Source organism: Leucobacter sp. cx-42 (assembly GCF_014529985.1).
Classification (GTDB): domain Bacteria; phylum Actinomycetota; class Actinomycetes; order Actinomycetales; family Microbacteriaceae; genus Leucobacter.
On the sequence record NZ_JACVMU010000005.1, the window covers coordinates 128,127 to 152,995 of the forward strand.

The following is a 24,869-nucleotide window of genomic DNA, read 5'->3' on the forward strand; positions in this document are numbered from 1 at the left end:
TGCGGCGCTAGCTACACTCGCACACACAGACGCAAACGAGCCGCTCGGCCATCACCACCCGAGCGGCTCGCTCTTTTCTCCCTCCTCGCGCGCCGCATTACTTACGCGCAAGAAGTCTTTTCACTCGAGGCGCCACTTCGGTCGCGAGCAGCGTCAGCGACTCAATGAAGTGTTCCTGCGGCAAGCCACCGACGTCCATCTGGAGGAAGTGGCGCGTGTGCCCCATGTGCCCGTGCAGCGACGCGATGCGCGCCGCAATCTCATCTGGCGCACCAACGTAGAACCCACCGAGCGGGCCAGTCTGCGCCTCGAACGCACTGCGCGGCTGCGCCGGCCAGCCCCGCAACTTGCCCATTTCAAGCGTGAGGTTGTGCCAGCCGGGATAGAAGCGGTCGAGCGCCTCCTGCTTGGTCGGCGCGATGAGGCCGAGCGCCCCCACCGACACCTGCACGCGGTCTCCCGCGTGCCCGGCCTGCTCCGCTGTCTTGCGGTAGAGATTCGCGAGCGGCGCGAAGCGGTGCGGTCCGCCGCCAATGATGCCGTACGACACGGGGATGCCGAGGCGTCCCGCGCGAGCCGACGACTGCGCATTGCCGCCCGTGGCAAGCCAGATGGGGAGCTTCCCAGCAGCCGGACGCGGGACGACCGCAAGCTGGTTAAGCTCCGGGCGCACCGATCCGCGCCATGACACGAGGCCATCCTCGCTCTCGTTGATCTTCAACAAGAGGTCGAGCTTTTCGGAGTACAGCCGGTCGTAATCTTGGAGGTCGTAGCCAAAGAGGGGGAAGGTTTCGACGGAGGATCCGCGCCCAGCGGTAATCTCCACGCGACCGCCACCGGAGATCGCATCGGCCGTGGCGAACTGCTGGAACACGCGCACGGGATCGTCCGTGCTGATGATGCTTGCGCCGCTGCCAAGAATGATCTGTGTGGTCGCCGCCGCGGCCGCCGCGATGAGCGTGCCGGGCGAGGAGGCAGGCATGCTCATCGTGTGATGCTCACCGATGGCAAAGTAGTCGAGGCCCACGCTGTCCGCGTGGACGATCGCGTCGAAGAGATTGCGGATCGCTCCCGCGGTATCCGTCTGCTCGCCGTCGGCAGTGAACTGCGTATCGCCGAAGCTGTAGGCGCCAATCTGCATGGTGTGCTCCTGGGTTGAAGGGTCTGTGTCGTTATTGCTGGGCCGCGCAGTGCGCGTCAGCGAGGTCGCGGAGCTCGGGTGCCGTGTGGCGCGCGCCAAAGAGCGCGGATCCCGGCTGGAACAGCACGCCTGAGGCGAGCGGCCCGGTGGGCACGGCATCAAAGCCGATCCCGTCGATGAAGCTCGCGACCGCGGCGACGGCTTCCGGATCGTCGCCCGCGATGCCGAGCGCCCTGCGCGCGGGATCGCCAGCAGGCGCATCTGGTCGCGCCTCGAGTTCGATGTCGTGGTAGCCGATGTGGTTGAGGGTTTTCACGAGGGCGGATCCACTGAAGTGACCGCGCACCACCGCGCTGGTGCCTGCCCCGCCGTCGGCTGCCGCCTCAGCGAACTCAGGAAGCAGGCCGTCGATCGGCTCCCAGTAGTTCATGGTGTCGATCACGACCTTGCCACGCAGCAGCTCTGCATCGACCGTCGTGTGCTTATGAAGCGGAACAGCAACGACCACAATGTCGCCGTGCTCCGCCGCTCCACGGGCATACATGGCACGCGCGCCGGGGGTCACGATCTCTGCGAGCAGTTCGAGGTCGGCAGCCGGCCCAGAACTCGCGATCGCAACGTCATACCCCGCGGCGATCGCCACCCGCGCAATGGCGGATCCGACCCGCCCCGCACCCAGGATGCCGATCTTCTGCTGCATGGTTCACGCTCCGTTTAGTCTGTGATGCGCGCCTCCGTGAGGCCGCTCCGCCGGTAGCTCCGGCCTGCTCACTCCAGCATGACCCCGCCTTCCCAAAACTGCGAACACCGCGTAAGCTACTTACTAATAGTTAGGAGACAGACGTGACCGAGCACAGCATGTTGCACACCAACGAAGAGGAATGCCGCCGTTTCCAGTCAGCGGCAGAGCTCGCTGGCCGAAAGTGGAATGCGGCGATTCTGCTCGCTGGCGCGCGCGGCGCACGCCGCTTCTCCGAGTACCAGCACCTCATCAATGGCATCTCTGATCGCCTGCTCTCTGCGCGCATGAAGGAGCTCGAGGGCGAGGGGCTGGTGCGGCGCGAGGTGCAGCCAACAACGCCCGTCACGATCACCTACACGCTCACCAAGTCAGGCCTGCAGCTCATTTCACTGCTGCACCCGCTCGTGAACTGGAGCCGAGAGCACACCGAAGAACTCACGCGAAACGTCGCGCCGACGACTGCAGCCCCACTCGCGTCATGAGCAGTTCATAGAGAAAAGCTAGCTGCGAGGCTAACCTGGTGACATGAAGAAGTTTGTCACTACGTTTACTCTGATCTCTTCTGCCGTTCTGCTCGCCGGATGCTCCAGCGCAGCCGACCCCTCCGACACCGCAGCCGGATCGGCCGATACGAACCCATCAGCCCAGCAAGACACCGGCGCCAATGACGGCACCTTCTCGATCGAGAAGATCACCTCGTGCGACCAGGTCGCCGAGGCCGTCGCCCCGTACATCGAAGGCCTGGTACCTCTCGAGGGCAGCAACGTCAGCTCAACAAGCGTCTACTGCTCGTGGGGCAGCGGCGAGGCAGGCACCGACCTCTCTGACATTCGCGGCGTCGATGTCACACTCACCCCAACCCCAGAGCAGCCTGACTTCAGCATGCTTCTCGACATGAAGGGCACCGAAGCACTTGCAGACCCCTGGGTTGCGGAGCAGGGTGGCACCGCCTTCGCGCACACCGTCGACATTGGTCTCGTTGTCACCATCGGCACCACGGTCTGGGTGCCTGGCGTAGAGGTCTCCATTGCTGGCGGAAAGTGGGATGGCGTTCCATCGCTCGACGGCCCGGCAGGCATCGAGGTCGCGAAAGCGCTCCTAACTCAGTAGCTCGTCGAGGCCAGGCACCTCGTGGGCGAGTCCGTGACGCTCAGCACGGGCCGAGATCGCCTGCTCGCGTAAGAACACGAGCAGCTCGACCGGACCCGCCATCGTCACGGGCTCTGCCCAGAGCGCCGCACGGTCAAGCCCGCCCATCCACTCTGCGACGCGCACACGATCGCCGCCGATGAGGCGGACGCGATCCGCCGCAATGCCCTCACCAGCCGTCGGCCCGCTCACTGCGATGCGCGCAAGCCAATCGTCATCAGTTTCACGGGAAACATCGATGCCCTGGGCATCGAGGAAGGCGAGAAGCTCGCCCGGCAGCACTTCCCCGGTCGACACCTCAATGGGCGATCGAGCGAGGAATGCGGCAGCGAGCACGCGGGTGAGGCCGACGACCGATCCGCCCTGCGCGAGGCGCACCTGGACAGCCACCGGCCACGCGCGGCGCACGTTGCGCTCAATGCCGAGCCCGATCTCGTCCTGCACAACACCGAGGTCGGTGCGCCAGGTGAGCTGGTCGTCGAGGGCCGCACGGCGCAACTCGTCAAACGATTCGTAGGAAATGTCGGCCTGCAGCAGCTCAATGAGGCGCCCGATCTCGGGGTCGAGGCCGCGCAGGTGCAGGGTGTCGCTGCGGGTGCCGCGGCGACGGGTCCAAGATCCCTGGCCTACGAGCCAGTGCGGGCCGCCGCTGAGCACGGGGAGGCCCATGACTGAGTCATCCCAGCCGCCACGGGGCTGACGCTCAATCACATGCGAGCCGATCGGTCGGTTCAGCATGAGCGATGCCGCGCTCACTTCTTCCAGCCAGGTCTCGATCTCACGCGCGTCCCACGACTGGATGCCAGCTGCGGCGCCGGTGCCGAGGGCGTTCTGCTGCGAGATCGCCTCGCTCAGCATGGAACTCGTCGAGATACCCAGCACGGGCATGCCAACCGCGTCGACCCAGAACTGCGATTTCGGCGAGACACCGATGCGCACGCCGGGGCTCCACAGGCGACCGTCCTCGCTGAGGAGGCGCGGCTCAACGAGCCATTCCTCACCGCGACCAAGCTCCGTGAGCGCGCGCAGGCCCGCCGTTGAGGGGGCGACCGTGAGCGGTCCGACGTCGTAGGCGAGCGGATCCGTGCCCGCTGCTGGCCGCGCAACGTCACCGACGCGCAACGAGCGCACGGCATCTGCGAGCGATTCGCGGAACGCCTTCGAACGGCCGACACTCCCGAGCAGAATCGCGCGGTTCATTGACGCGAGTGAGCTGCCATCGGCGCGGAACGCCGAATCCACCAGGTCAGTCACCGCGCGATCAATCTCGGCGGTCGGCGTAATGAGCATCGACGAGCCAGACACGAAGTGGCCCTCAACGCGCAGGTCGGGGCGGTGGCGCGCAAGCTCACGACCGAGCGAGCGGCGCCCGAACACGACCGCGCGATCGACCATGGGGCTCGCACCGAGTGCGGCCAGGGTCTCCTCGACACTCAGACCAACGACGCGGATCGCACCGGGCGTCAGCCCGCCAGCTTCCCACTCCTCAATGCAGGCCTGGGCAGGGAACACGAGCGCGGCGGGCACGGCCCACAGCACACCGCTGCCTGCGGCGAGCGCGGCGAGCACCGCACCCGACTGCACGCCGAGCGAGGCCTGTTCGTCACCGAAGACGAGCACGAGGCGGTCTGGCACGAACGTCGCGCCGCGCATGGTCTGGAGCGCTTCAGCCTGCTGGGCGGCGTAGCGGGCGGCATCAATGATGAGGTTCACCTGCGCGTCGAGCACGCGGGCGGGAGCGCCCGTCGCTGCTGCAAGCTCGGTGAAGATGCGGTCGCGGGCTGCTGCGGTCGCGAGTCCGGCACGGCGCAGGCGCACGGCGCGGATCGAGTGCGACTGGCTCGCCCACTGAGCGGCTGACTCGCGCGCTGCGGCTGCTGCCGCTGCGGGATCGAGGTCTGCGGCCGAGAGCGCGATGGTCGCGTCGGCTGCCTCGGTGCCAGCGGTCACGGACGCGGATCGCACGAGCAGTTCACGTACCCAGGTGCGGTTTGCGGCGACGCAGGCGTCGGTGAGCGGTTCATTCGCGAAGCCAGATGCGGAGACCGCGGGAATCGTGCGCGCTGGGGCGAACTCCTCGAGCGTGATCTCGCCCGTCTCCTGGTGGTTCAGGCCGAGTACGGCTGCCGTCAGGCCGCCGGTGTCGAAGCGGGTGGTCTCGTCTGGCGCCTTATAGAACAGGGCGCTGTCGCGTTCGCTCGGGTCCCACTCGCGCGCACGGTGCTGCGTGCGGTGCGAAGCGGGGGCTGGCAGCTGCGCAAGGTCAGCAGATTCCAGGAATGCTGCGTCGGGGTCTGTTGCGAGATCCGCGGCCGCAAATTCTGCGATGTACCCCACGAGCACGTCGATTGCGCCCGCGTGCTCGCCACGGGGCAGCAGGGGCAGGTGGAGTTGCACGTCGGCGTGCGCACGAAGCTCCTGCGCGAGCTGCGGCTCAACACCGCTCCGCAGCCGGAAGCTGTACAGCGCCGTCGACTCCTGCACCTCGGCAACTTCGACCGCTGCCGCCGCGATGCGCGCGTCTTCGGTCGCGATGACGGGGCGGATCACGGCCGCACGTCCCGGATGCAACACCAGCTCAATGAGCCGCAGGAATTGGGCGTCAGCCTCGACCTGATCTTCGATCACGGGAACGGCAAGGCCGGTGAGAATCGAGCGGATCCGCTCGCGCGCCGCCACCTGCGACTGACCAATGACCACCTCAAGTGGTACGCCACCCTTGGCAACGTGCGACTGCGCGAAGCAGTGCAGTTCTGCGTACAGCTCGCGCGACTCAGGGAGGTCGCTCGGTAGGCGGACGCCGAAGCGGAGACGCTTGGCGTCTTCGTTGCCGAGCACGCCGCGCACGATCGTGGGCAGCACGCGCACCCACGCAAGATCGGTTGGCTCAAGCGTGAGCGTGACGTCGTGGTCAACGGCAGCCTCCGCGAGCGGTTCAAGCGCCGCGATGGCGAGCGCAGCGTCGGCATCAATCGCCCACTCTCCCCCGCGTGCGCGTGCCACGAGTCGGCCCGGATCAATTGCCACCTGATGCACGGCAGCATGCTCAATGAGCGCCAGGAGACGCTGAACCTCGGTCGCCGTGCCAGCATTGCCGTGGATCGTGTCGCCAAGCAGCGTGACGACCGGCTCGAGGCCGTCGTCTGTGATCGCACGCAGGAGCTCGGTCACGCCGGTGAACTTGGCAGGGTTCGTCTTCGTTGGCGCTGTGACGCGCACGGTCGCGATCAGCTCAGACGCGCGGCCAAGCAGGTGGCGGCGCGCAAGCGGCTTCACGAGCCACGGCAGACCGAACGACACCGTGCCGCTCGCGCGCAGCAGCAAACGATCCTTCATCGGCATCGAATCAGGGATGTTCTGTGACGCATCGCGCAGGCCATTTGCCGCGGCAAACGCGTCTTCGGTACCGAACAGCACCTCGACCAGGCGGTTGACGAATTCCCGCTGCGATGGGTCGCCTGCGATGCCGGCGAGCAGGTTCGCGTCTGGGGTGTCGGCGGATCCGCCCACCTGCCCAGCCTCCCGCCACCGTGCCGCGCGATCAACAATCGCGGGTACGCTTGCCGCCCAAGGGAACACCTGCTCTGCCATGTCTTTACCCTAAAGCGCGAAGCGACACAGAGGGGCGCGAAACACGCGGATGTTCGCTGTGTGTTCTGGGGCGCTCAGCTCATCCCGAGCGTCCCGCGCAGCGTCGAGTGCGCATACGACTGTCTGAAGACCCCGCGCCGCTGCAGTTCAGGCACGACACCGTTCACGAAGTCTTCGAACGATGCGTGGTAAAGCGCAGGGAAGATGATGAACCCATCGGCCGCCTCGGTGCGGAAGAGGTGTTCCAACTCGTCAGCGATCGATGCCGGTGACCCAACCAACTGCGGATGCAGCTGGTTCATTGCCTGCTCAAGCGCGAGGTCAGCGACCGTGAACGAGCGCCGTTCACTCACCGCACGCAGCATGTCCTCGAACCCGGTGCTCCCGGTCGCCCCGCGATGCGCATCGAGCACGTCGACGGCCGATGCCGCCAGGTCGAGCGAGTCTGCGTGTAACAGTCGCTCAAGCTTCGTCACGGCTGCCGGGAGGTCAATGGCTGCGCGAAGCTCCGCGAGCTTCGCTGCCGCCGCCGCATCAGTGGACCCCACGATGGGCTGCACGCCTTGCAGCACCCTGATGGAATCTGGGTCACGTCCGTAGTCACGCTGCGCGCGTTCTCGCAGTTCGGTGCGCAGTTCGCGCATCTGCTCGGCAGAGTCGCCAATCGCGAACACGACTTCTGCCCAGCGAGCCGCAAAGTCACGGCCACGCGGCGACGACCCCGCCTGCATGAGGACAGGCTCACGCTGCGAGCTGCTCGGGAGCGTGAGCGGGCCGCGGGAACCGAGCCCCGCGGGGATGCGGTGCACACGATCCGCATCCACAAATTCACCGCTTGCCTGATCGAGCACCAGCGCATCGGGTTCCCACGACTGCCACAGCGCCCGCACCGCCTCGACGACCGAGTCGGCATGATCGTAACGGTCGGTGGGCGACGCGATTGCCGCGTGCCCCATATTGCGCGCCTCAGCGTTGGTCGTCGAAGTGACAATATTCCACGCGACCCGACCGCCAGAGAGGTGATCAACCGACAGCAGCTGGCGCGCGATCGCATACGGCGGCACAAAACTCGTTGATACGGTCGCCCCGAGCCCCAAGTGGGTCGTTGCCGCGGCGACGTGCGAGATGAGCGTCACCGGGTCAAAGTAGATACTCCCCTTGCCAGCCGTGCGCAGCGTCGTCGCGTACTCGCCGTGTCGGTCCTCGGGCACCGCGAGCGCATCCGCAAAGAACATCATGTCGAAGCATCCGCGCTCAAGGATGCGCGCGAGGTCAGTAAAGAACCTGCCGCTCAGCCAGTCAGTGCGCGAGAGCGGGTGCCGCCAGTTCTCTGCGTACTGGCTCGTTGGCGGGTTCACCATCGCCACGAGGTGCATCTGCGTCATCGCGCTCCCCGGCTCAGTCGGTGATCGTGGTCGGGCTGTTGAGCGAGACCGTAAGGTGCGTGGTGACGTGCTGCACGACCGCGCCAACACCGATCCAGCCATTGGCCGCGGTTGCGAGCACATCAGCAAGGTCGCCGTCGAGTCGCGTCGCGAAGTGGTCTGAGCCCGAATACACCCCGGCCTGCTTGGCTGACTCAATCGCCTCATAGATGGGCGTCATGTGATCGCCCGTCGAATCGCCATCAAGCAACGGGTACAGCGACCAGTGCGCACGAGCCCGCACCCCAGTGCGCTCAAGCGTCACCGGCGCAGCCCCCAGTGCAGCAACGCCAGCTGGCAGCGCGCACGTCAGTTCGCCAGGGCAGCCGCGCGAGAGCAGAATCGTCGCCGACAGGTGCACGCCGGTGGCTGCGGCCTTCGCGATGACCTCGTGCAAGAACTCGAGCACTCGTTGCTCGGCGCCGCCGATGAAGGTCGAGATGTCAGTGGTCTCAATGGTGAGCCCATCACGGTTCGCTTCGGCGAGGGCGCCCAGGATGATCCGCACGTAGTCAGAGTCGTAGACCGACAGCGTGAAACGGGCGCCGACGCCGTACTGCTCCGGTGCAAGTGCTGGGGCTGGGGCTGGGGCTGACGCTGGTTCTGGTGTCGAAGTCGATACTGGTGCGATCACACGATCAACCATAGGGGATTCACGGTTTCGGCGACCGGTCCCGATCGGTGCCGAGCACACGGCGCATGCGGGTTCTGTTACGGTGAGCACACACGGGAGTCCGGTAGGCCGGGCTGAGAGGAAGGTCATCAACCTTCGACCGTCGAACCTGATCTGGATCATGCCAGCGCAGGGAGACACTCTTCTACTTACCCGTGCCCAGTGAACACTGAAAGGGCACGCACATGCGTCACCACACACTCAACACCGGTCGCATCATTGCGGCTACGGCGGCAATCGCCGCCGCAACCCTGGCGCTCTCCGGGTGCAGCGCCAACACCGCTGACGCTGCCGGCGCTGCCGACGGCTCGGCAGAAGCCGTCACCTTCGCCCTGGACTGGGCGCCGAACACCAACCACATCGGCGTCTACGTTGCCGAGGCAGAGGGATACTTCGCAGATGCCGGCCTCGACGTCGAGATCCTGCCGTACGGCTCGACCTCTGCCACGCAGCTGGTCTCGGCTGGCGAAGCAGACTTCGGCATTGGCGGACAGTCTGGAGTGCAGATGGCTCGCACCTCAGGCCTCGATGTCATCTCGGTCTACCGCGTGACTCAGACCGACACCGGACGCCTGGTGGCGCTGAACGACCGCACAGACATCACCAGGCCGAAGGATCTCGACGGCATGGTCTTCGGCGGATTTGGCGCACCCCTCTTCCCCGCGCTTGCGAAGTCAACGATTCAGGGCGACGGCGGCGCAGGCACCTTCGAGGAGGTCGTACTTGATACCGGCGCATACGAGGCGCTGTCGCAGGGGCGGATCGATTTCACGCTCTCGGTCGCCACGTGGGAGAACCTGCAGAACGAGATCGACGGCCACCCCTACCAGGCTTGGCGATACCAGGACTTCGGTGTCCCCGAACAGCAGTCGACCGGCATCATCTCGAGTGATGCGTACCTTGCAGAGCACCCCGATGCAGCCCGCGCATTCGTTGGCGCTGTGGCGAAGGGCTACCAGTTCGCCGCTGACCACCCTGAACAGGCCGCCGAAATCCTTATCGACGCGAACCCTGACACCTTGGGCACGGCTCGCGAGCTCGTGCAACGCAGCGCCAAGCTCATGGCCGAAGACGGCTACCTCGTGCAGGAGGGCCACGAGATCGGCGCGGCACACCCTGACGCATGGAACGGCTTTGGCAAGTTCCTCTTCGATGGCGGCTTCTTGGCTGATGCTTCGGGAAAGCCGGTGACGGTTGAACCCGACTGGAGCACCTACTACACCGACGAACTGCTCAAGTGACCCAGCCGCGAGGTGCACGGGTGGCAGCCGTTGTGCTGCCACCCGTGCTCGCGTGCTGCCTGCTGTTTGGCGTGTGGCAGGGGGTCACGCAGGCAGGGCTGGTTCCGCCAGAGCTGTTGCCGTCCCCCACGAGGATTGCCGAAGCCGGATTCGCTGAGCGTGACGCACTCTTGCGCCACCTGGTGCCCACGCTGACCGCCACCGTTGTCGGATTCGGGCTTTCGGTGGCCGTCGCATTTCTCGCGGCGGCACTCCTCGATTTCTCGCAGCTGTTGCGGCGGGCAATCTTGCCGATTCTTGTCGTGAGCCAAACGTTGCCACTCATCGCGCTTGCCCCACTCGTGGTGCTCTGGTTTGGGTTTGGCCTACTTCCGAAGGTGCTCCTCGTTGCCTTCGTCACCTTCTTCCCGATGGTCGTCGGCCTGCTTCGAGGGTTCACAGAGGCTGACCCTGAAGCCGAAGCACTGCTGCGCTCGATGGGGGCTGGAAGGTGGCAGGTGTTTCGCCTGATCCGCCTCCCGGCAAGTATTCCGTCGTTCTTCTCAGCGCTCCGCATCTCGATCACCTACGCCGTGGTCGGAACAATCTTTGCCGAGTATGCGGGTGCGGTCGCAGGACTCGGCGTGTACATGCAGTCAGCGAAACATGTGTTTCGCACGGACCTGGTGCTTGCGGCGGTCACGATGAGTTCGGTGCTGACGCTCACCCTCTACGGGGTCGTGATGCTCATCGAACGCGTCACCGTACCGTGGCTCAGAATCGAACGGGGGAAGGTCGCATGAGCGCGCAACTACTCGAGCTCGATGGCATCTCGGCCGGATTCGGTAGCCATCGCGTGCTTGACGACCTGCACCTGCAGGTTGCACCGGGTGAAATCGTGGCGCTGGTTGGCGCGAGCGGAAGTGGCAAGTCCACACTGCTGTCGCTCCTGACGGGCGCGGTGCGCGCGAGTGCGGGCGAGATTCGCTACGGCGGCGCCGTAATTGACCCGGCAACGATGGGAGCGCACCGACCCTTTGCCGCGATGCCGCAGCGCGACGTGCTGCTGCCGTGGCGCGACATGGTGGCGAACGCGAGCATCGGGCTCGAGGTCGCTGGCGTGCCCAAGCGGGAAGCCCGGTCGCGCGCAGCCGAGCTCTTCGCTCCCTTCGGGCTCACGGGAAGCGAGGCGCAGTTTCCCCGACAGCTCTCGGGCGGCATGCGGCAGCGGGTATCGTTCCTGCGCACGGTCGTACAGGAAAAGCCAGTGCTCCTGCTCGATGAGCCGTTTGGGGCGCTCGACGCGATCACCCGCGACGATCTGCAACGGTGGCTCCTGGCGATCTGGGAACAGCATGGCTGGAGCATCCTGCTCATTACCCACGACATTCGCGAGGCCGTGCGCCTTGCCGACCGTGCGCTCGTGCTCGGTCGGGCTGGCGAGGTCGGTGGGGCGCGGATCGTCGCAGAGGTCCCGGTCTCCCGAGACATTCCACGCGACGACCGGTTCGTACTCGACCCTCGGGTGCCGGTGCGCGAGTCTCAGCTGCAGGCAGCGCTCGGCAGCGTGCACGCACGAGACGCGACCGCCCCCGGCCGCGCAGACGAACGCGGGAGATAGCCAAAAGACGGGCCTGCTCCTTCGAGCAGGCCCGTCTTTTGGCTATGGCGATGTTACGAGAGCAGCGCGCGATCGTCGAGCTGTGCGCCCTTGATCTTCGAGAACTCTTCAAGCAGGCCAGCAACGGTAAGCGTCTTCTTGCGCTCGGGATCAGCCGAGAACACGATGCGACCCTCGTGCATCATGATGAGGCGGTTGCCGAGGGCGAGCGCCTGCTCCATGTTGTGCGTGACCATGAGGGTGGTGAGTCCGCCCTGGCCGACGATGCGGCCGGTGAGGTCTGTCACGAGCGCCGCACGCTGCGGGTCGAGCGCAGCGGTGTGCTCGTCGAGCAGCAGAATGTCAGGGCTGGTGAAGCCAGCCATGAGCAGCGAGAGTGCCTGGCGCTGGCCGCCAGAAAGCAGGCCAACCTTTGCGGTGAGGCGGTTCTCAAGGCCAAGCTCAAGCGACTTCAGGTCTTCACGGAAGCGGTCACGCTGGCCGCGCGTCAGCGCCGGGCCAAGGCCACGGCTCTTGCCACGGCGCACCGCAAGCGCAAGGTTCTGCTCGATCGTGAGATCAGGCGCGGTACCCGCCATCGGGTCCTGGAACACGCGGCCAACGTACTTGGCGCGCTGGTGCTCCTTGAGCTTATTCACGCGATTGCCTGCGATATCAATCGTGCCAGAGTCAACCGAGTAACGCCCCGAGATGGCGTTGAGCAGCGTCGACTTACCAGCGCCGTTCGAACCAATGATGGTGACGAAGTCGCCCTGTTCGAGAGTCAGGCTGATCTCATTGAGCGCGCGGCGCTCGTTGACGGTGCCAGGGAAGAAGGTCTTGGAGATGCGTTCAATCTGCAGCATGTCGATTAGCCCTTCGCGTTCGCAGCGTCGATTTTGATGTTCTCGGTGGTCGACGGAGTCGAATCATCGAAGAGTGCGGTGTCGCGGTCCTCTGCGTTCGAGACCTTGCCGCCGCGGCTCCAGAGCGAAGGAACCTTCTTAAGGAAGCCCCAGCGCGGCAGCAGCAGCGCAGCGATCACGAGCAGCGCAGTAACGAGCTTCATGTCGTTGGGGTCGAGGCCAGCCTTGAGCGCCAAGAAGATAATCATGCGGTAGAGCACGGCACCGAAGATAACCGCGAAGGTCGCGACCCAGATGAAGCGCTGACCGAAGATCGCCTGGCCGAGGATGACCGACGCGAGACCGATGAGGATGAGGCCAACGCCCATGCTGATGTCGGCAAAGCCCTGGTACTGAGCAACAAGCGCGCCACAGAGCGCGACGAGGCCATTCGAGAGCGAAAGCGTGAGGATCTTCGTGCCGTCGGTGCTCACACCGAAGCTCGAGATCATGGGGCCGTTGTCACCGGTTGCCTGGATTGCGAGGCCGAGGTTCGTCGACAGGAACCAGTCAACGATGAGCTTCACGATGAAGACACCGGCGAAGATGATGAGGACGCTCCACCAGCTCTTGCTGATGCCCGCGTTATCGATCGGGGTGAAGACCGTGTCTGCGCGAAGCAGGGGCACGTTTGAGGTGCCTGCGACACCCTCCTTGGTGCTGCCCATGATCCGCAAATTGATCGACCACAGGCCGATCATCGTGAGGATACCGGCGAGCAGACCATCGATCTTGCCCTTGGTGTGCAGCAGACCGGTAATGGCACCCGCGATGAGGCCGACACCGAAGCCAGCTGCGGTCGCAAGGACAGGATTGAAACCGAGCACGATCATCGACGCGGCGGTTGCGCCACCGGTCGTGAAGCTACCGTCAACGGTGAGGTCAGGGAAATTCAGCACACGGAAGGTCAGGTAGACCCCGAGTGCCATCACTCCGTAGAGCAGGCCGAGTTCGAGCGCACCGATCATGCGGTTGTCCTATTCATAGTGTTTTCCCGAGCGGTTACGGGCTTCTTCGTGCGGCGGTCACAGGAGTCTGGGTCACGCCGTATGTCTGTAAATAAGGGTACCGGCCAATCGCAGATTACGACGGCCGGTACCCCTGATGGTGAGCTTGCGCTTACCGCTGGTGATGTTCCTGCCGCGCCTGCGCGACGGGAACCACACGCAACGTCTTACTTCGAGACGTCGGTGCCCTCAGCGGTGATCGACTCGGGCAGCTCGATGCCAATTGCCTTCGCTGCAGCCGAGTTGTAGGTGCTCGCGAGAGTGTCAGCGAACTCAACCGGCATGGTTGCGGGCTCAGCCTCACCCTTGAGGATCTTCACTGCCATTGCACCGGTCTGCTTGCCGAGTGCGAAGTAGTCGATGCCGACGGTAGCGAGTGCGCCACCCTCAACGGTGCCAGCCTCTGCAGCGATAACGGGAATCTTGTTGGTCTCTGCAACCTTGACGAGCGACGCGATGCCAGCAACAACAACGTTGTCGGTGGGAACGTAGAACGCGTCAACCTTGCCGAGCGCCTCAGCTGCCGACGAGATGTCTGCACCGGTGGTGACGGTCGAGGTCTTGATCTCGAGGCCGTGCTTCTTCGCAACTGCGGTTGCGTTCTTCACCTGCACCTCGGAGTTCACCTCGCCCGAAGCGTAAACGATGCCAACGGTCTTTGCGTCGGGCTTGATCTCCTTGAGGAGCTGGAACTGCTGCTCGAGTGCTTCCTCGGGAACAGCGTCGCTCGTGCCGGTGACGTTTGCGCCGGGAGCCTCGTTCGAAGCAACGAGCTGCGCCTCAACGCCGTCGGTGACAGCGGTGAAGAGCACAGGAACCTCGGTGATCGAGTTCACAGCTGCCTGCGCCGAAGGCGTTGCAACTGCGAGCACGAGGTCGATGTCCTTGTTGCCAGCGAAGCTCTCAGCGATGGTGCCCGCAGTGGGAACCTCAGCCTGTGCGTTCTGCTCGTCGAAGACAACGGTTTCGCCCTCAACGTAGCCAGCCTCCGTGAAGGCCTCCTTGAAACCTGCGGTCGCAGCGTCGAGTGCGGGGTGCTGCACGAACTGGCTGATGCCAACGGTGACCGAGTCTGCGCTTGCCTCGGAACCCGAGTCAGTGCTCGCGCAACCGCTAAGCGTGAGAGCGGCAGCAGCAGTCAGACCGACTACTGCGAGCGCGCGACGTGAGAAAGAAGTCTGTCGCATGGGGTGTGGATCCTTACGGGGTTAGTCAACGCCACGGGAAATCTCCGAGGCTGAACGGCCGCAACTCGCTCCCAACGGGACCAGCGCGTGCCGTCATTGCACACGTCTAGGACCGCAGGACTGTCGCCACCGCTGCAAGCATCGTATGCGCGAAGACACCACGGTTTCAAATGCCTGAGCAACCGTTTTGGAAACGGTTGTCGTTTTGTGATGCGGCGAGCGCGCTAATACCCCGTTGCGGACAGCACTTCCGCCTTCGCAATTGGGTTGCATTTAAGACCTTGCCGAATGCAACAGTATTGCGAGACGGAAGCGAGGCCCGCCACCGAACCCGTTAAGCTACGAACTTCGCGGCAACCTCGAGCACTGCGTCATTTTCGACGGGAAGGCCGATCGAAATACGTATTCCGTCACCGGGGAAGTAGCGAACAGAAATGCCTCGCTCGGCAAACTGCGCCGCAAGCTCGTCGCTGCGCCCACCAGCGGGCAACCAGACGAAGTTCGCCTGCGAAGGCACAAAGGGGACGCCGAGCTCTGCGAGCTGTGCTTCCATACGCTCGCGCTCTGCAACGAGCTGGTCGACGCGCTCTTGCAGTTCGCCCTCTGCGTCGAGCGACGCGAGCGCGCCCTCCTGAGCAAGTGCCGAGACCGCGAACGGAATCGAGACCTTGCGCAGGTCGTCTGCGAGCTCAACCGGAGCAATCGCGTAGCCGATGCGCAGGCCGGCAAGACCGTAAGCCTTCGAGAAGGTGTGGAGCACGACAACGTTCGGGAACTTGCCGAAGTAGTCGATGCCGCGGGGTGACTCAGCGCCGCGGTCGAAGTGCGTGTACGCCTCATCGACGACCACGACAACGTTCTCGGGCACGCGGGCAAGGAAGCCCTCGAAGTCTGCGCGATCCACCACCGTGCCGGTCGGGTTATTCGGGTTGCAGACGAAGATCAGGCGCGTGCGGTCGGTGATGGCGTCGGCCATCGCGTCGAGGTCGTGGCGCGCACCAGCGTCAAGCGGCACCTCAACTGGCACCGCGCCCGCCGAACGCACGAGAATCGGGTAAGCCTCAAACGAACGCCACGCGAACATAACCTCGTCGCCGGGGCCGGTCACCGCGTGAATGAGCTGACCGGCAACCTCAACCGAGCCCGAGCCAAATACGACGTTCTCGTACTGCACGCCAAAGCGCGCAGCGACCGCCTCACCGATTGCGACAGCGCCGTGATCGGGGTAGCGGTTGATCGCCGCTGGCAAGCACGCCTGCACGCGGGCCGCCACCGAGGGCAGCGGATCGTACGGGTTCTCATTCGACGACAGCTTTGCGCTCAGCCCATCGTGGCCAACGGGTGCTGGCTTACCGGGACGGTATGCAGCAACGTGTTCGAGGCCGGGGCGTGAGGGCAGTGACATTGTCGGCTCGCTTTCGCAGGAGAGCCCGGCGCCGAGGTGCCGAGCGGAGAAGATGGGCGTTGCAGCCAGGCTACTCCCCCAGCTCTCCTGCGAAGCCGCGATTGCAGAGTTTTACACAGCCTGCCCGTACTCGCCGGTCGCCACGAGAATCGCGCGACCAATGACAGCGTCACGCATCATGAAGCCCTGAACAGCCGGGGTGACATCTGCTGGCACATCGATGTGAGCAACGTTGAGCGCGTGGACCACGAACCAGTAGTGGTGCACGCCAGTGTGCTCGGGCGGCGCAGCGCCCGTAAAGGCAGGCTCGCCCTTCTCATTGCGGATCATGTAGGCGCCTTCTGGGAGATCCGCGCCCCCGATCGCCCCAGCATTGGCCCGCAATTCACGCACATCTGCGGGAATGTTCGCCACTGCCCAATGCCAGAAGCCTGAACCGGTGGGAGCGTCTGGGTCGTACGACGTGATCGCGAAGCTCTTCGTCCCCTCAGGGACATCCGTCCAGGAGAGCTGCGGGGACTGGTTCGATCCGCCGGCATATTCTGCATACAACTCAGCGGGCATCGGCTCGCCCGTTTGGATTGTCGTGCTCGTGAGGGTGAACTCCGGCACCTGGCGCATGAGCGCATAAGGGTTCGCGGGACCGCGGCTAGCAACCTGGGACATCTGACTCTCCGAATTCCGTCCGACTCCGGCCACCTCGCCGGAAGGGGTCACAACTATACTGACTCATACTGTGCTTCCTCGCGAGAGCGAACCCATACGAAGCCAGTCACACCAGCGTCAATCACGAGCATTCGTGAGTACAAGGAGGCGAAGCAATGGCTTCCACAATGGGATCAGAACGTGCGCGCGGCGCACTTGCGTACCTTCGACGCCAAATCACCACCGGAACTTGGCCAGTCGGCAGCCGAATTCCCATCGAGCCAGAGCTCGCTGAACAGATGGGCGTCGGCCGTTCAACCGTGCGAGAGGCTGTGCGCTCACTGGCGAGCGTCGGCATGCTCGAGACCGCTCCGGGACGAGGCACGTTTGTGCGATCGGCAACCCCGACGAGCTCGCTGCTCAACGAGTTCCTCAACGACTTCACACTCGAAGAGATTCTCAGCTACCGCCGTGCGCTCGAAATCGAGGCAGCACAGCAGGCTGCGCTGCAGCGCACCGAAGAGGACATCGCCGCGCTCGAAGAAGCCGCAAAAGAAGAGATGGGCTGCACCCGCTGCCCCGTCCTTGGCATGATCGACGGCTCAGACACGACCGCGTTCAGCAGCAAGTTCCACCAGCTCATCTTTGACGCTGCGAAGAACCGCCTGCTGTCCTCGCTCTACGCCGGCATCAACGACCAGCTCCGCACCCCCGAGCACCGCGGTCGCCTCGCGAACGTCGCAACGGGCGCCGAAATGGAGCAGGACCACGCTCGCGTCTTGGACGCGATCCGCCGCCGCGACTTCATCGACGCAGTGCACGCAATGGTCGAACACGTCGACCACGACGTCGTCATCGTGAACGAGCAGAACGAGATCGTGCCGCCGCTCGTGCGCAGCCCCGAAGCGCAGCAGCGCATCGACCAGGCGCGCGACGCACAGATCGTATAGTCGCGCTTGCGGCGCCGAGTGCCGCGCGCACAGACCGCAGGAGATAGGTAGGGAGTGGGCGTGATCCGCTACGTCGCAATCGGAGATAGCTTTACCGAGGGCGTCGGTGACGAGCGACCAGACGGATCAGTCCGCGGCTGGGCCGACCTCGTCGCGCAAGGCCTCGCGGACGCCACGGGCGAACCCATCGAGTACGCCAATCTTGCGATCCGCGGCCGCCTCCTCGGCCCGATCATCGCCGAGCAGATCGAACCCGCGCTCGCCCTGGGCCCCACGCTCGTGAGTTTCAACGGCGGCGGCAATGACATGCTCCGCCCAGGCACCGATCTCGAATCGGTCATCGCCCAGACCGACGCTGCCCTGCGCCGCATCCAGGCATCGGGCGCGGAACCCCTCCTGCTCGCAGGCGCGAACCCGACCGTCGGCCTGCCTAATGGGGCGCGGATCAGCGCCAAAGGCGCAGAACTCGTCGCCGCCGCTGGCGTGACCGCCGCCGAGCTGGGGCTCCGCTACACCGACAACTGGTCAGACCCGACGCTCGCGCAGCGCCAGTACTGGTCGCACGACCGCCTGCACCTCGCGCCCGTCGGTCACCACCGCGTCGCGACCAACGTGCTGCGCACCCTCGGCCACGATGCACCCGCTGACTGGATGATTGACGCGGATCCTGTCGCGAAGCCCACGTTCCGCGAGGAGCTCGCGTTTGCTCGGCAGCACGTGGCGCCGTGGATCAAGCGCCGCCTGACCGGCAAGTCGAGCGGCGACGGGCGCACCGCGAAGTACCCCGGGTGGGTACGGGTGTTCCCGCGGGGCTAGTTGGTTCGCCCCCTTTGCCCTTCGGTATGCAAAGGGGCCTTGGGTAAGGTCGATTCGGCGATATTCGCCCGACCGAAGGCGTTTTTGCATACAGAGGCGAAACTGCGCACGCCCTAGCCGCTCAGGTTTGCCGTAGATATGTAATCGGCCCTCAATATGTTCTTTGGCGGCGGATTCTGCATATTGTTGGCGGATCGCATATCTACGGCAAGGCCCGGGCGCAGCGCCTGCCCGCGTCGGCGCACTTCGGCGCACGTCGGAGCGACTCTGGCCCGACCCCTGACGAGCGTTGGCGCTCAAAGCAACGCTCGAACTCCTCAATGACCCCGTGGTACCGCCCGGAATGGTACCCAGGGACGATGTGCCACCTGACAGCTCTTGGGAGTATTGTCTGGTGTCATTCCTCACTCGCGCCAGTTTGAAAAACCGTCTCCTCGTCGGCTTGATTACTCTTGCTGTGGCGGTCATGGGTCTCGTATCCATGACCTCTCTCAAGCAAGAGCTCATGCCATCTATGCAGGTACCCGCCGCCTATGTCATGGCAGATTCCAAGGGTCTTGCGCCCGAGGAGATGTCGCAGGCCGTTACGGAGCCGCTCGAGCAGGCAATCTCTGCCGTGCCGGGCGTCACCAAAGTCACATCGACAACGTCAAGCGGTTCGACCAGCATCAGCGCCGAGTGGTCGTTCAAGGAGGGTGACGACGAGACGCTGCGCGCGATCCGCGGTGCAATTGACGCGGTCAAGCCTGGCCTGCCAAAGGACGCCAACGTTCAGGTCTTCTCTGGCGGCTCAGATTCGATGCCCGCCCTCATGCTCAGCGCGGGTGACAAAGCCGCAGGCGCAGCAGACGAGGCAGACGAGGCAGACGCCTCAGCATTCGTCGATCGCCTGAACAGCCAGGTCGTTCCGGCCCTCGCCGCCGTGAGCGGCGTGCAGCGCGTGGATCTCAGCGGTGGCCAGCAGGAGCGAATCGTCATCGATCTCCGCCCCGCAGACGTCGCGAAGCACAAGGTTGAAACCAGCCAGATTCAGGCCGTGCTTGCCACGCAGGGCGCCGCAATGCCCGCGGGCGAGGCGGAGTCCGAGTCAGGCACCATCTCGGTCACGGTTGGCGACAAGCTCACCACGCTCGACCAGATCAAGGGTCTCCCCCTCACGACCGAGGACGGCGTCATCCAGCTGTCAGCGATCGCCGACGTCAAGCTCGAGGCCGAGCCCGTCACGTCGATCGCACGCGTGAACGGCAAGCCCTCCGTGAACCTCGAGGTGTACCCCGCGCAGGGCGCGAACGTGGTTGAGATCTCCAAGGGCGTCAACGCCGAGCTCGACCGCCTCGCACCGACGGTGAAGGCCGAGTTCGTCGCGCTGTTTGATCAGGCTCCGTACATTGAGCAGTCGATCCACGATCTGTCGGTTGAGGGCGGCCTCGGCCTCCTCTTCGCGATTCTGGTGATTCTCGCGTTCCTCGGATCGTGGCGTTCGACCCTCATCGCTGCGGTGTCGATTCCGCTGTCGCTCCTCATCACGCTCATTGGCCTGTGGGTGAGCGACAACACACTCAACATTCTGACGCTTGCAGCGCTCACGATCGCGATCGGCCGCGTGGTCGATGATTCGATCGTGGTAATTGAGAACATCAGCCGTCGCCGCGGATCCGGCCCCCTCACCGTCGAAGGCGTCGTCGCCTCGACGCGTCAGGTGGCGGGAGCCATCACCGCTTCGACGCTCACGACCGTCGCGGTGTTCCTCCCGATCGCGCTGGTGTCTGGCATCGCTGGCCAGCTGTTCCGGCCATTCGCGATCACGGTGACCATTGCGCTGCTCGCCTCGCTGCTCGTCGCGCTCACGATCGTGCCCGTGCTCGCCTACTGGTTCATGCGCGGCACGAAGAACCGTGCCTCGGCGCAGACCGCGGCAGTCACTGGCGAGGGCGCGGATCCCAGCACCCCCGCAAACGATGTACTTTCAGAGGCCGATGAGGTCGCCTCTGAGACGGATCGCCTGCAGCGGGCCATCATGCCCGCGCTCAACGCAACCAGGCGCCGTCCCGCACTGACACTCACCGCTTCAGTGCTTATTCTTGTGGCGACGTTCGCAATGTTGCCGTTCGTGCAGACTGACTTCCTCGGTTCCTCCGGCCAGGAAACTCTGCAGGTCACCCAGACACCACCCGAGTCTGGTGACGCCGCGCAGCTCATCAAGGCTGCTGAGCCCGTCGAACAAGCACTTCTCAAGGTGTCCGGCGTGCAGGACGTCGTCACAAGCGTTTCCCTCGGCGGCAGCACCCCGGGGTTGCCGACCTCCATCTCGTACACCCTCATGCTCAAGGAGGGCGTAGACGCCGAGAAGACCGGTGAAGCCGTCGACGAGCGTATGCAGAAGCTCAAGGGTGCTGGCGAGATCCGCCAAGAAACCAACGATGCATTCATGGCAGGCGCCGGCGGCAGTGATATCTCGCTGCAGATCAGTGGCAAGGATCCCGAGGCGCTGCGCAAGGCAAGCGACCTGCTTGAGGAGAAGCTCAAGGAGAGCGACGGCGTCAAGTCAGTCCGCAGCGAACTGCAGGGTGAACAGCCCGTCATGAAGGTCACGCTCGACGAGATCAAGGCTGCGCGCCTCGGCTTCGACCGCACGTCGGTTGCCGCCGCGATCTCGAACGCGCTCGAGGGCGAGACCATCGGTCAGCTCATGTTCGAGGGCCAGGATCGCTCGATTCTGCTGCGTACTCCTGGGACTGCGCGATCCGCCGAAAAGCTCGGTGAAATCTTGCTCCCTGTCACCCCACAGCAGACGGCTGAGGCGCAGAAGATCGCTGCCGAGGCACTGCAGAAAAAGGCAGAGGCCGAGGCCGATGATGCCCGCGCGACCGCGGCGAATCAACTTTCGCAGCAGATCAGTGATGCGGCGGATCAGCGCAGCCAGCTCAACGCGCAGCTCTCGGAGCTGAACGCGCAGCTTGCGCAGCTCTCGAAGACTCCGATCGTGCCAGGCAAGCCGCAGACCCCTGACGAGCAGGCCGCGCAGCGCGCGCAGGAAGAACGACAGCAGCAGATTGCCGCGCTCCAGGAAGCGATCGCAGGCGCACAGGGCGGCATTGCCGGCCTCGACGCGCAGATCGAGGGCCTGTACGAAGCGCGCGAGCAGGCGGCGCAGGCAGAATCCGACGCGAAGGCAGCCCAGGACGAACAGGAGGCGGCTGCGAAGGTGCGCGGTACCGCTATTCCGCTCAGCGCAATCGCGACGGTCGAAGAGGTGCTCACCGCGCCCTCGATCACCCGTGCCGGCGGCGAGCGCCAGGTCACCCTGAGTGTGACGCCAAAGGCTGGCGGCCTCGACGCCGCAAATGCGGCAGTGACCGCGGCGATTGAGAAGACCCAGCTGCCCTCCGGCGTGACGTTCGAACTCGGTGGCGTGACCGCCGAGCAGGACGAGGCGTTCGGGCAGCTCGGCGCAGCGATGCTCGCTGCGATCGCGCTGGTGCTCGTGGTGATGATTGCGACGTTCAGGAGCTTCCGCGGGCCGATGATTCTGCTCGTATCGGTTCCGTTCGCGGCGACTGGCGCCATTCTCAGCCTGCTCATCACCGGCACCGCGCTCGGCCTTCCCGCGCTCATCGGCCTGCTCATGCTCATCGGCATCGTGGTCACGAACGCCATCGTGCTGCTCGACCTCATCGGTCGCCTGCGCGAGGGCGGCGAGTCCCTGGCAGACGCCGTCGAGCACGGCACCCGCCTGCGTCTGCGTCCGATCCTCATGACTGCGGCGGCAACGATCTTCGCGCTCATCCCGATGTCTCTCGGCCTCACCGGTGGCGGCGTCTTCATCTCGAAGCCGCTCGCAATTGTTGTGATTGGCGGCCTGATCTCGTCTACGCTGCTCACGCTGATCCTGGTGCCGGTGCTGTACACGCTCGTCGAGCGCCGCCACGAGCGGAAGCGACTGCGTCGCGCGCGCAAGCGGGCACGGGGCATTGTTGAGGCGCGCCGCGTTGCGGCGTTCCGTGCTGCGGGCGAAGCCCCCGTGGGTCACGAGGAGCTTGAGAGCTCCGAGGCGGCCGACCGCTAGGCCCGATTTACCGTAGGTATGGAAAAAGACCGTGGGTAAGACGTTTTTCGCGAAATTCGTCTTACCCACGGTCTTTTTGCAGACGAGGGCAAACAGCTGGGGCAGTTTGTGCCGGGGCGGGGCAGGGCCGCCCTAGGCTGCCTGCTCTTCGAGCGCGGCCTCAGCGCGCTCCTCGGACCCTTCTGCGAGGCCCCGAGCAATCGCACGGCGAGTACCAAGCCACATCACAACGCCCGTAACGAGCACGGCAATTTCAGCCGCAGTCAGCGCCCAGATGAGGCCGGGCAGGCCATAGATGATGTTCGCGACGACCACCACTGGAATGAACAGCACACCCTGTGCGCTCGACATGATGATGCTGGGCAGTGCGCGTCCGGTTGCCTGGAAATAGGTGATGATAAGCCCGCTGGCAGAGTTGGCAATCATCGCGATCAGCTGGGCCAAAATGATAGTTGAGCCGAGCGCAAGCAGTGACGGATCACCGAGGAAAATGTGCAGCAGCGGTGCGCGGAACAGCAGGAACACCCCAGTAAACACGACGCCAAGACCGACGGCGAGCAGCAGCGAAACCCGCATCGCCTTGCGCAGACGTTCGCCGTCGCCACGACCGTAGGCGTACGCGAGCAGCGGCATGACGCCCATCGAAATGCCAAGGATGAGGAACTCGGGCACCTGCGCGATCCGCAATGCCACTCCCATAGCCGCGAGTGGGTCAGATCCGTACGGCGCCGCGAGATTGTTGAACAGTAGGCTCGTCACGATCATGAAGGCCGACTGCAGGAGCACGCCCGCGCCGATCGAGAGCACGGGTCCGGTGGTCTTGCGCGCGAGCGTGAACCAGCGCGGTGAGAGCGAGATCGAAGGCGCGGATCGGCGGATCCACAGCGCCCAGTACCCAATAGCCACGAGGTTCGCGATGCCCATTGAAACGGCAACACCAGCAACGCCCCAGTGGAACACCAGGATGAACACCGCGTCCAGCACGAGCGTCGTACCGGTCATGATCATGAGTCCGAGCATCGCGACGCGGGCTGCGCCCTCGGCGCGAACGAGCTGTTCGAGCGACTGGGCCGCGGTGATGATTGGCAGGAACGCGAGGAGCACGCCAACATAGATCGCGGTCGGGGCAACCGCAGAGCCGGTCGCCCCGAGGCCCGCGACGAGCGGGTTGATGAGGAGCAGTCCAATCACGCCCACGATCAGGCCGGTGCCGGCCGCTCCCCAGAAGGAGAACGAACTGGCGTTCCGCAGATCGTTACCGAGGGTGATGACGGAATCGGCGGATCCGGCAGCCCCACCCTGCTTCTCTGAGGCGCCGAGGAGACGCGAGACGAGGGCTCCGCCGCCAACACCAAACAGGCTGCCGATAGCCATGGTGAGGCCGAGCACCGGAGTTCCGAAGGTGACGGCCGCGATGAGGGTGAGATCGTTTTGAGCGCCGAGGAATCCGGCGTTGATGACGTTGTGCAGTGCGTTCACGACGAACGCAGCCGCAAGCGGAAGCGCGAGATGCAGCACCGCAACGAGCACTGGTGCCGATGAGAGGTACCAGCGGTTCGACTTGGGCGCAGGCGCGGGGGCTGGGGCTGGTGCTGGGGCTGGGGCCAGCGAGGTTGGCGCAGGCGACGCCACTGCAGTGCCGGAGTTTGTCGCTGTGGGGTTCATGAGGAGTCCTTTCGGGCACGCCAAGCACCGGCCATGGCGATCGCGGGCAGCACAGGTGCACTTCCCAAAGAATGAGACAGCGCAGCCTACGTGCGGGCGACCGTTGGCGAACGGATCCGAGTAGCGTGCGGGAGTTTTACGGCGCGCTCAAGCGAGCGGTATCGCGTGGTCGCGATCCGCCCCTGCAGGAGGCGAGGTGGCCTGGCCGGTGCGCTAGTCGCGCGTGGGGGTCGGCAGCGGGGCCGTGAGTTTGAGCATGAGGCTGTGGAGCTGGTCGCGCTCCGCGGCGGTCAGCGCAGAAAGGATGTCTTCAGACATCTGCGCTGTGGCCTCGTCGAACCCGCTAATGAGTTCGGCGCCGGCCGGCGTGATGTAGACCCGTTTGCTGCGTGCGTTCTCGGGGTCCTGTTCACGGGAAATGAGCTCGCGGCGTTCGAGTCCCTGCAGGAGGCTCGTCACGCTCGCGGGTGTGGTGCGGCTGACTTTGGCGATGTCCCGCTGGATCGCGCCCGGATGGTCGTTGAGATATCCCAAGACGAACCCCTGTTCGGGGGTGATACCCCGCGCGCTGATCCACTCTTGGAAGGCGCGCATTTGAGCCCAGCCGACCCAACGCATGAGGTCGAGGCTGGTCTTCATCGGTGGAGCTTCCGTGCTCATGATTAGAACCCTAACCATTTGAG

General features: G+C 64.8%; 20 protein-coding genes and 1 riboswitch. Of the genes, 8 read left to right on the forward strand and 12 right to left on the reverse strand.

Going from position 1 to position 24,869, the window contains the following annotated elements; translation table 11 throughout:
• Positions 1–97: 97 nt before the first annotated feature.
• On the reverse strand, positions 98–1,141 hold the full coding sequence (locus ICM05_RS05805) for an LLM class flavin-dependent oxidoreductase (protein ID WP_188023640.1): 1,044 nt from the start codon (positions 1,139–1,141) through the stop codon (positions 98–100).
• A gap of 31 nt (positions 1,142–1,172) precedes the next feature.
• Complete coding sequence (locus ICM05_RS05810; RefSeq protein ID WP_188023641.1) at positions 1,173–1,841, reverse strand: NADPH-dependent F420 reductase; 669 nt, start codon at positions 1,839–1,841, stop codon at positions 1,173–1,175.
• A gap of 143 nt (positions 1,842–1,984) precedes the next feature.
• Here ICM05_RS05810 and ICM05_RS05815 point away from each other — a divergent pair, with 143 nt between their 5' ends.
• Together ICM05_RS05815 and ICM05_RS05820 are read left to right on the forward strand one after the other, a co-directional pair.
• Entirely contained in the window at positions 1,985–2,365 is a 381-nt protein-coding gene (locus ICM05_RS05815; RefSeq protein ID WP_353055829.1) for a helix-turn-helix domain-containing protein, read from the forward strand.
• A 43-nt stretch (positions 2,366–2,408) separates the two neighbouring features.
• The gene (locus ICM05_RS05820; RefSeq protein ID WP_188023642.1) at positions 2,409–2,993 is read left to right on the forward strand and encodes a hypothetical protein; all 585 of its coding nucleotides are present in this window, start codon (positions 2,409–2,411) and stop codon (positions 2,991–2,993) included.
• On the opposite strand, the gene ICM05_RS05825 is transcribed toward ICM05_RS05820, so the two are convergent.
• The 3 genes from ICM05_RS05825 to ICM05_RS05835 form a co-directional block, all read right to left on the reverse strand.
• The gene (locus ICM05_RS05825; RefSeq protein WP_188023643.1) at positions 2,982–6,623 is read right to left on the reverse strand and encodes a proline dehydrogenase family protein; all 3,642 of its coding nucleotides are present in this window, start codon (positions 6,621–6,623) and stop codon (positions 2,982–2,984) included. The genes ICM05_RS05820 and ICM05_RS05825 overlap by 12 nt on opposite strands.
• 74 nt (positions 6,624–6,697) lie before the next feature.
• A complete protein-coding gene (locus ICM05_RS05830; RefSeq protein WP_251364533.1) occupies positions 6,698–8,008 on the reverse strand; it encodes an NtaA/DmoA family FMN-dependent monooxygenase in 1,311 nt (436 codons plus the stop codon).
• Positions 8,009–8,021: 13 nt separating this feature from the next.
• Positions 8,022–8,681 (reverse strand): YkoF family thiamine/hydroxymethylpyrimidine-binding protein, encoded by a 660-nt coding sequence (locus ICM05_RS05835; RefSeq protein WP_353055830.1) that lies wholly within the window; start codon positions 8,679–8,681, stop codon positions 8,022–8,024.
• Positions 8,682–8,763: 82 nt separating this feature from the next.
• Positions 8,764–8,873, forward strand: a riboswitch (TPP riboswitch).
• 32 nt (positions 8,874–8,905) lie between these two features.
• Between ICM05_RS05835 and ICM05_RS05840 the strand changes: the two genes are divergently transcribed.
• The 3 genes from ICM05_RS05840 to ICM05_RS05850 are packed head-to-tail and all read left to right on the forward strand — an operon-like array spanning position 8,906 to position 11,561.
• Positions 8,906–9,961: an ABC transporter substrate-binding protein gene (locus ICM05_RS05840; protein WP_188023645.1), complete on the forward strand. Its 1,056-nt coding sequence runs from the start codon at positions 8,906–8,908 to the stop codon at positions 9,959–9,961.
• A complete protein-coding gene (locus ICM05_RS05845; protein ID WP_188023646.1) occupies positions 9,958–10,743 on the forward strand; it encodes an ABC transporter permease in 786 nt (261 codons plus the stop codon). Before ICM05_RS05840 ends, ICM05_RS05845 begins: the two co-directional genes overlap by 4 nt.
• Complete coding sequence (locus tag ICM05_RS05850) at positions 10,740–11,561, forward strand: ABC transporter ATP-binding protein (RefSeq protein ID WP_188023647.1); 822 nt, start codon at positions 10,740–10,742, stop codon at positions 11,559–11,561. Before ICM05_RS05845 ends, ICM05_RS05850 begins: the two co-directional genes overlap by 4 nt.
• 53 nt (positions 11,562–11,614) lie before the next feature.
• On the opposite strand, the gene ICM05_RS05855 is transcribed toward ICM05_RS05850, so the two are convergent.
• From ICM05_RS05855 to ICM05_RS05875, 5 genes are all read right to left on the reverse strand, one after another.
• Entirely contained in the window at positions 11,615–12,406 is a 792-nt protein-coding gene (locus tag ICM05_RS05855; RefSeq protein ID WP_188023648.1) for an ABC transporter ATP-binding protein, read from the reverse strand.
• Between the two features lie 5 nt (positions 12,407–12,411).
• Entirely contained in the window at positions 12,412–13,413 is a 1,002-nt protein-coding gene (locus ICM05_RS05860) for an ABC transporter permease (RefSeq protein WP_188023649.1), read from the reverse strand.
• 206 nt (positions 13,414–13,619) lie between these two features.
• Entirely contained in the window at positions 13,620–14,639 is a 1,020-nt protein-coding gene (locus tag ICM05_RS05865) for an ABC transporter substrate-binding protein (RefSeq protein ID WP_188023650.1), read from the reverse strand.
• Between the two features lie 334 nt (positions 14,640–14,973).
• A complete protein-coding gene (gene hisC, locus ICM05_RS05870) occupies positions 14,974–16,044 on the reverse strand; it encodes a histidinol-phosphate transaminase (RefSeq protein WP_188023651.1) in 1,071 nt (356 codons plus the stop codon).
• A gap of 111 nt (positions 16,045–16,155) precedes the next feature.
• Positions 16,156–16,710 carry a YbhB/YbcL family Raf kinase inhibitor-like protein gene (locus tag ICM05_RS05875; protein WP_188023652.1) on the reverse strand — a complete coding sequence of 185 codons (555 nt, stop codon included), beginning with the start codon at positions 16,708–16,710 and terminating at the stop codon, positions 16,156–16,158.
• Positions 16,711–16,865: 155 nt separating this feature from the next.
• Here ICM05_RS05875 and ICM05_RS05880 point away from each other — a divergent pair, with 155 nt between their 5' ends.
• The 3 genes from ICM05_RS05880 (at position 16,866) to ICM05_RS05890 (ending at position 22,521) form a co-directional block, all read left to right on the forward strand.
• Complete coding sequence (locus tag ICM05_RS05880; protein ID WP_188023653.1) at positions 16,866–17,639, forward strand: FadR/GntR family transcriptional regulator; 774 nt, start codon at positions 16,866–16,868, stop codon at positions 17,637–17,639.
• A gap of 63 nt (positions 17,640–17,702) precedes the next feature.
• Complete coding sequence (locus tag ICM05_RS05885) at positions 17,703–18,455, forward strand: SGNH/GDSL hydrolase family protein (RefSeq protein ID WP_370566767.1); 753 nt, start codon at positions 17,703–17,705, stop codon at positions 18,453–18,455.
• 394 nt (positions 18,456–18,849) lie between these two features.
• Positions 18,850–22,521 (forward strand): efflux RND transporter permease subunit, encoded by a 3,672-nt coding sequence (locus ICM05_RS05890; protein ID WP_353055831.1) that lies wholly within the window; start codon positions 18,850–18,852, stop codon positions 22,519–22,521.
• Positions 22,522–22,653: 132 nt separating this feature from the next.
• Here the strand turns inward: ICM05_RS05890 and ICM05_RS05895 are convergent, their stop codons facing one another.
• Together ICM05_RS05895 and ICM05_RS05900 are read right to left on the reverse strand one after the other, a co-directional pair.
• Positions 22,654–24,186, reverse strand: a complete 1,533-nt coding sequence (locus ICM05_RS05895) for an MATE family efflux transporter (RefSeq protein ID WP_188023656.1) — start codon at positions 24,184–24,186, stop codon at positions 22,654–22,656.
• A gap of 213 nt (positions 24,187–24,399) precedes the next feature.
• A complete protein-coding gene (locus ICM05_RS05900; RefSeq protein WP_215401750.1) occupies positions 24,400–24,846 on the reverse strand; it encodes a MarR family winged helix-turn-helix transcriptional regulator in 447 nt (148 codons plus the stop codon).
• Positions 24,847–24,869 lie beyond the last annotated feature (23 nt).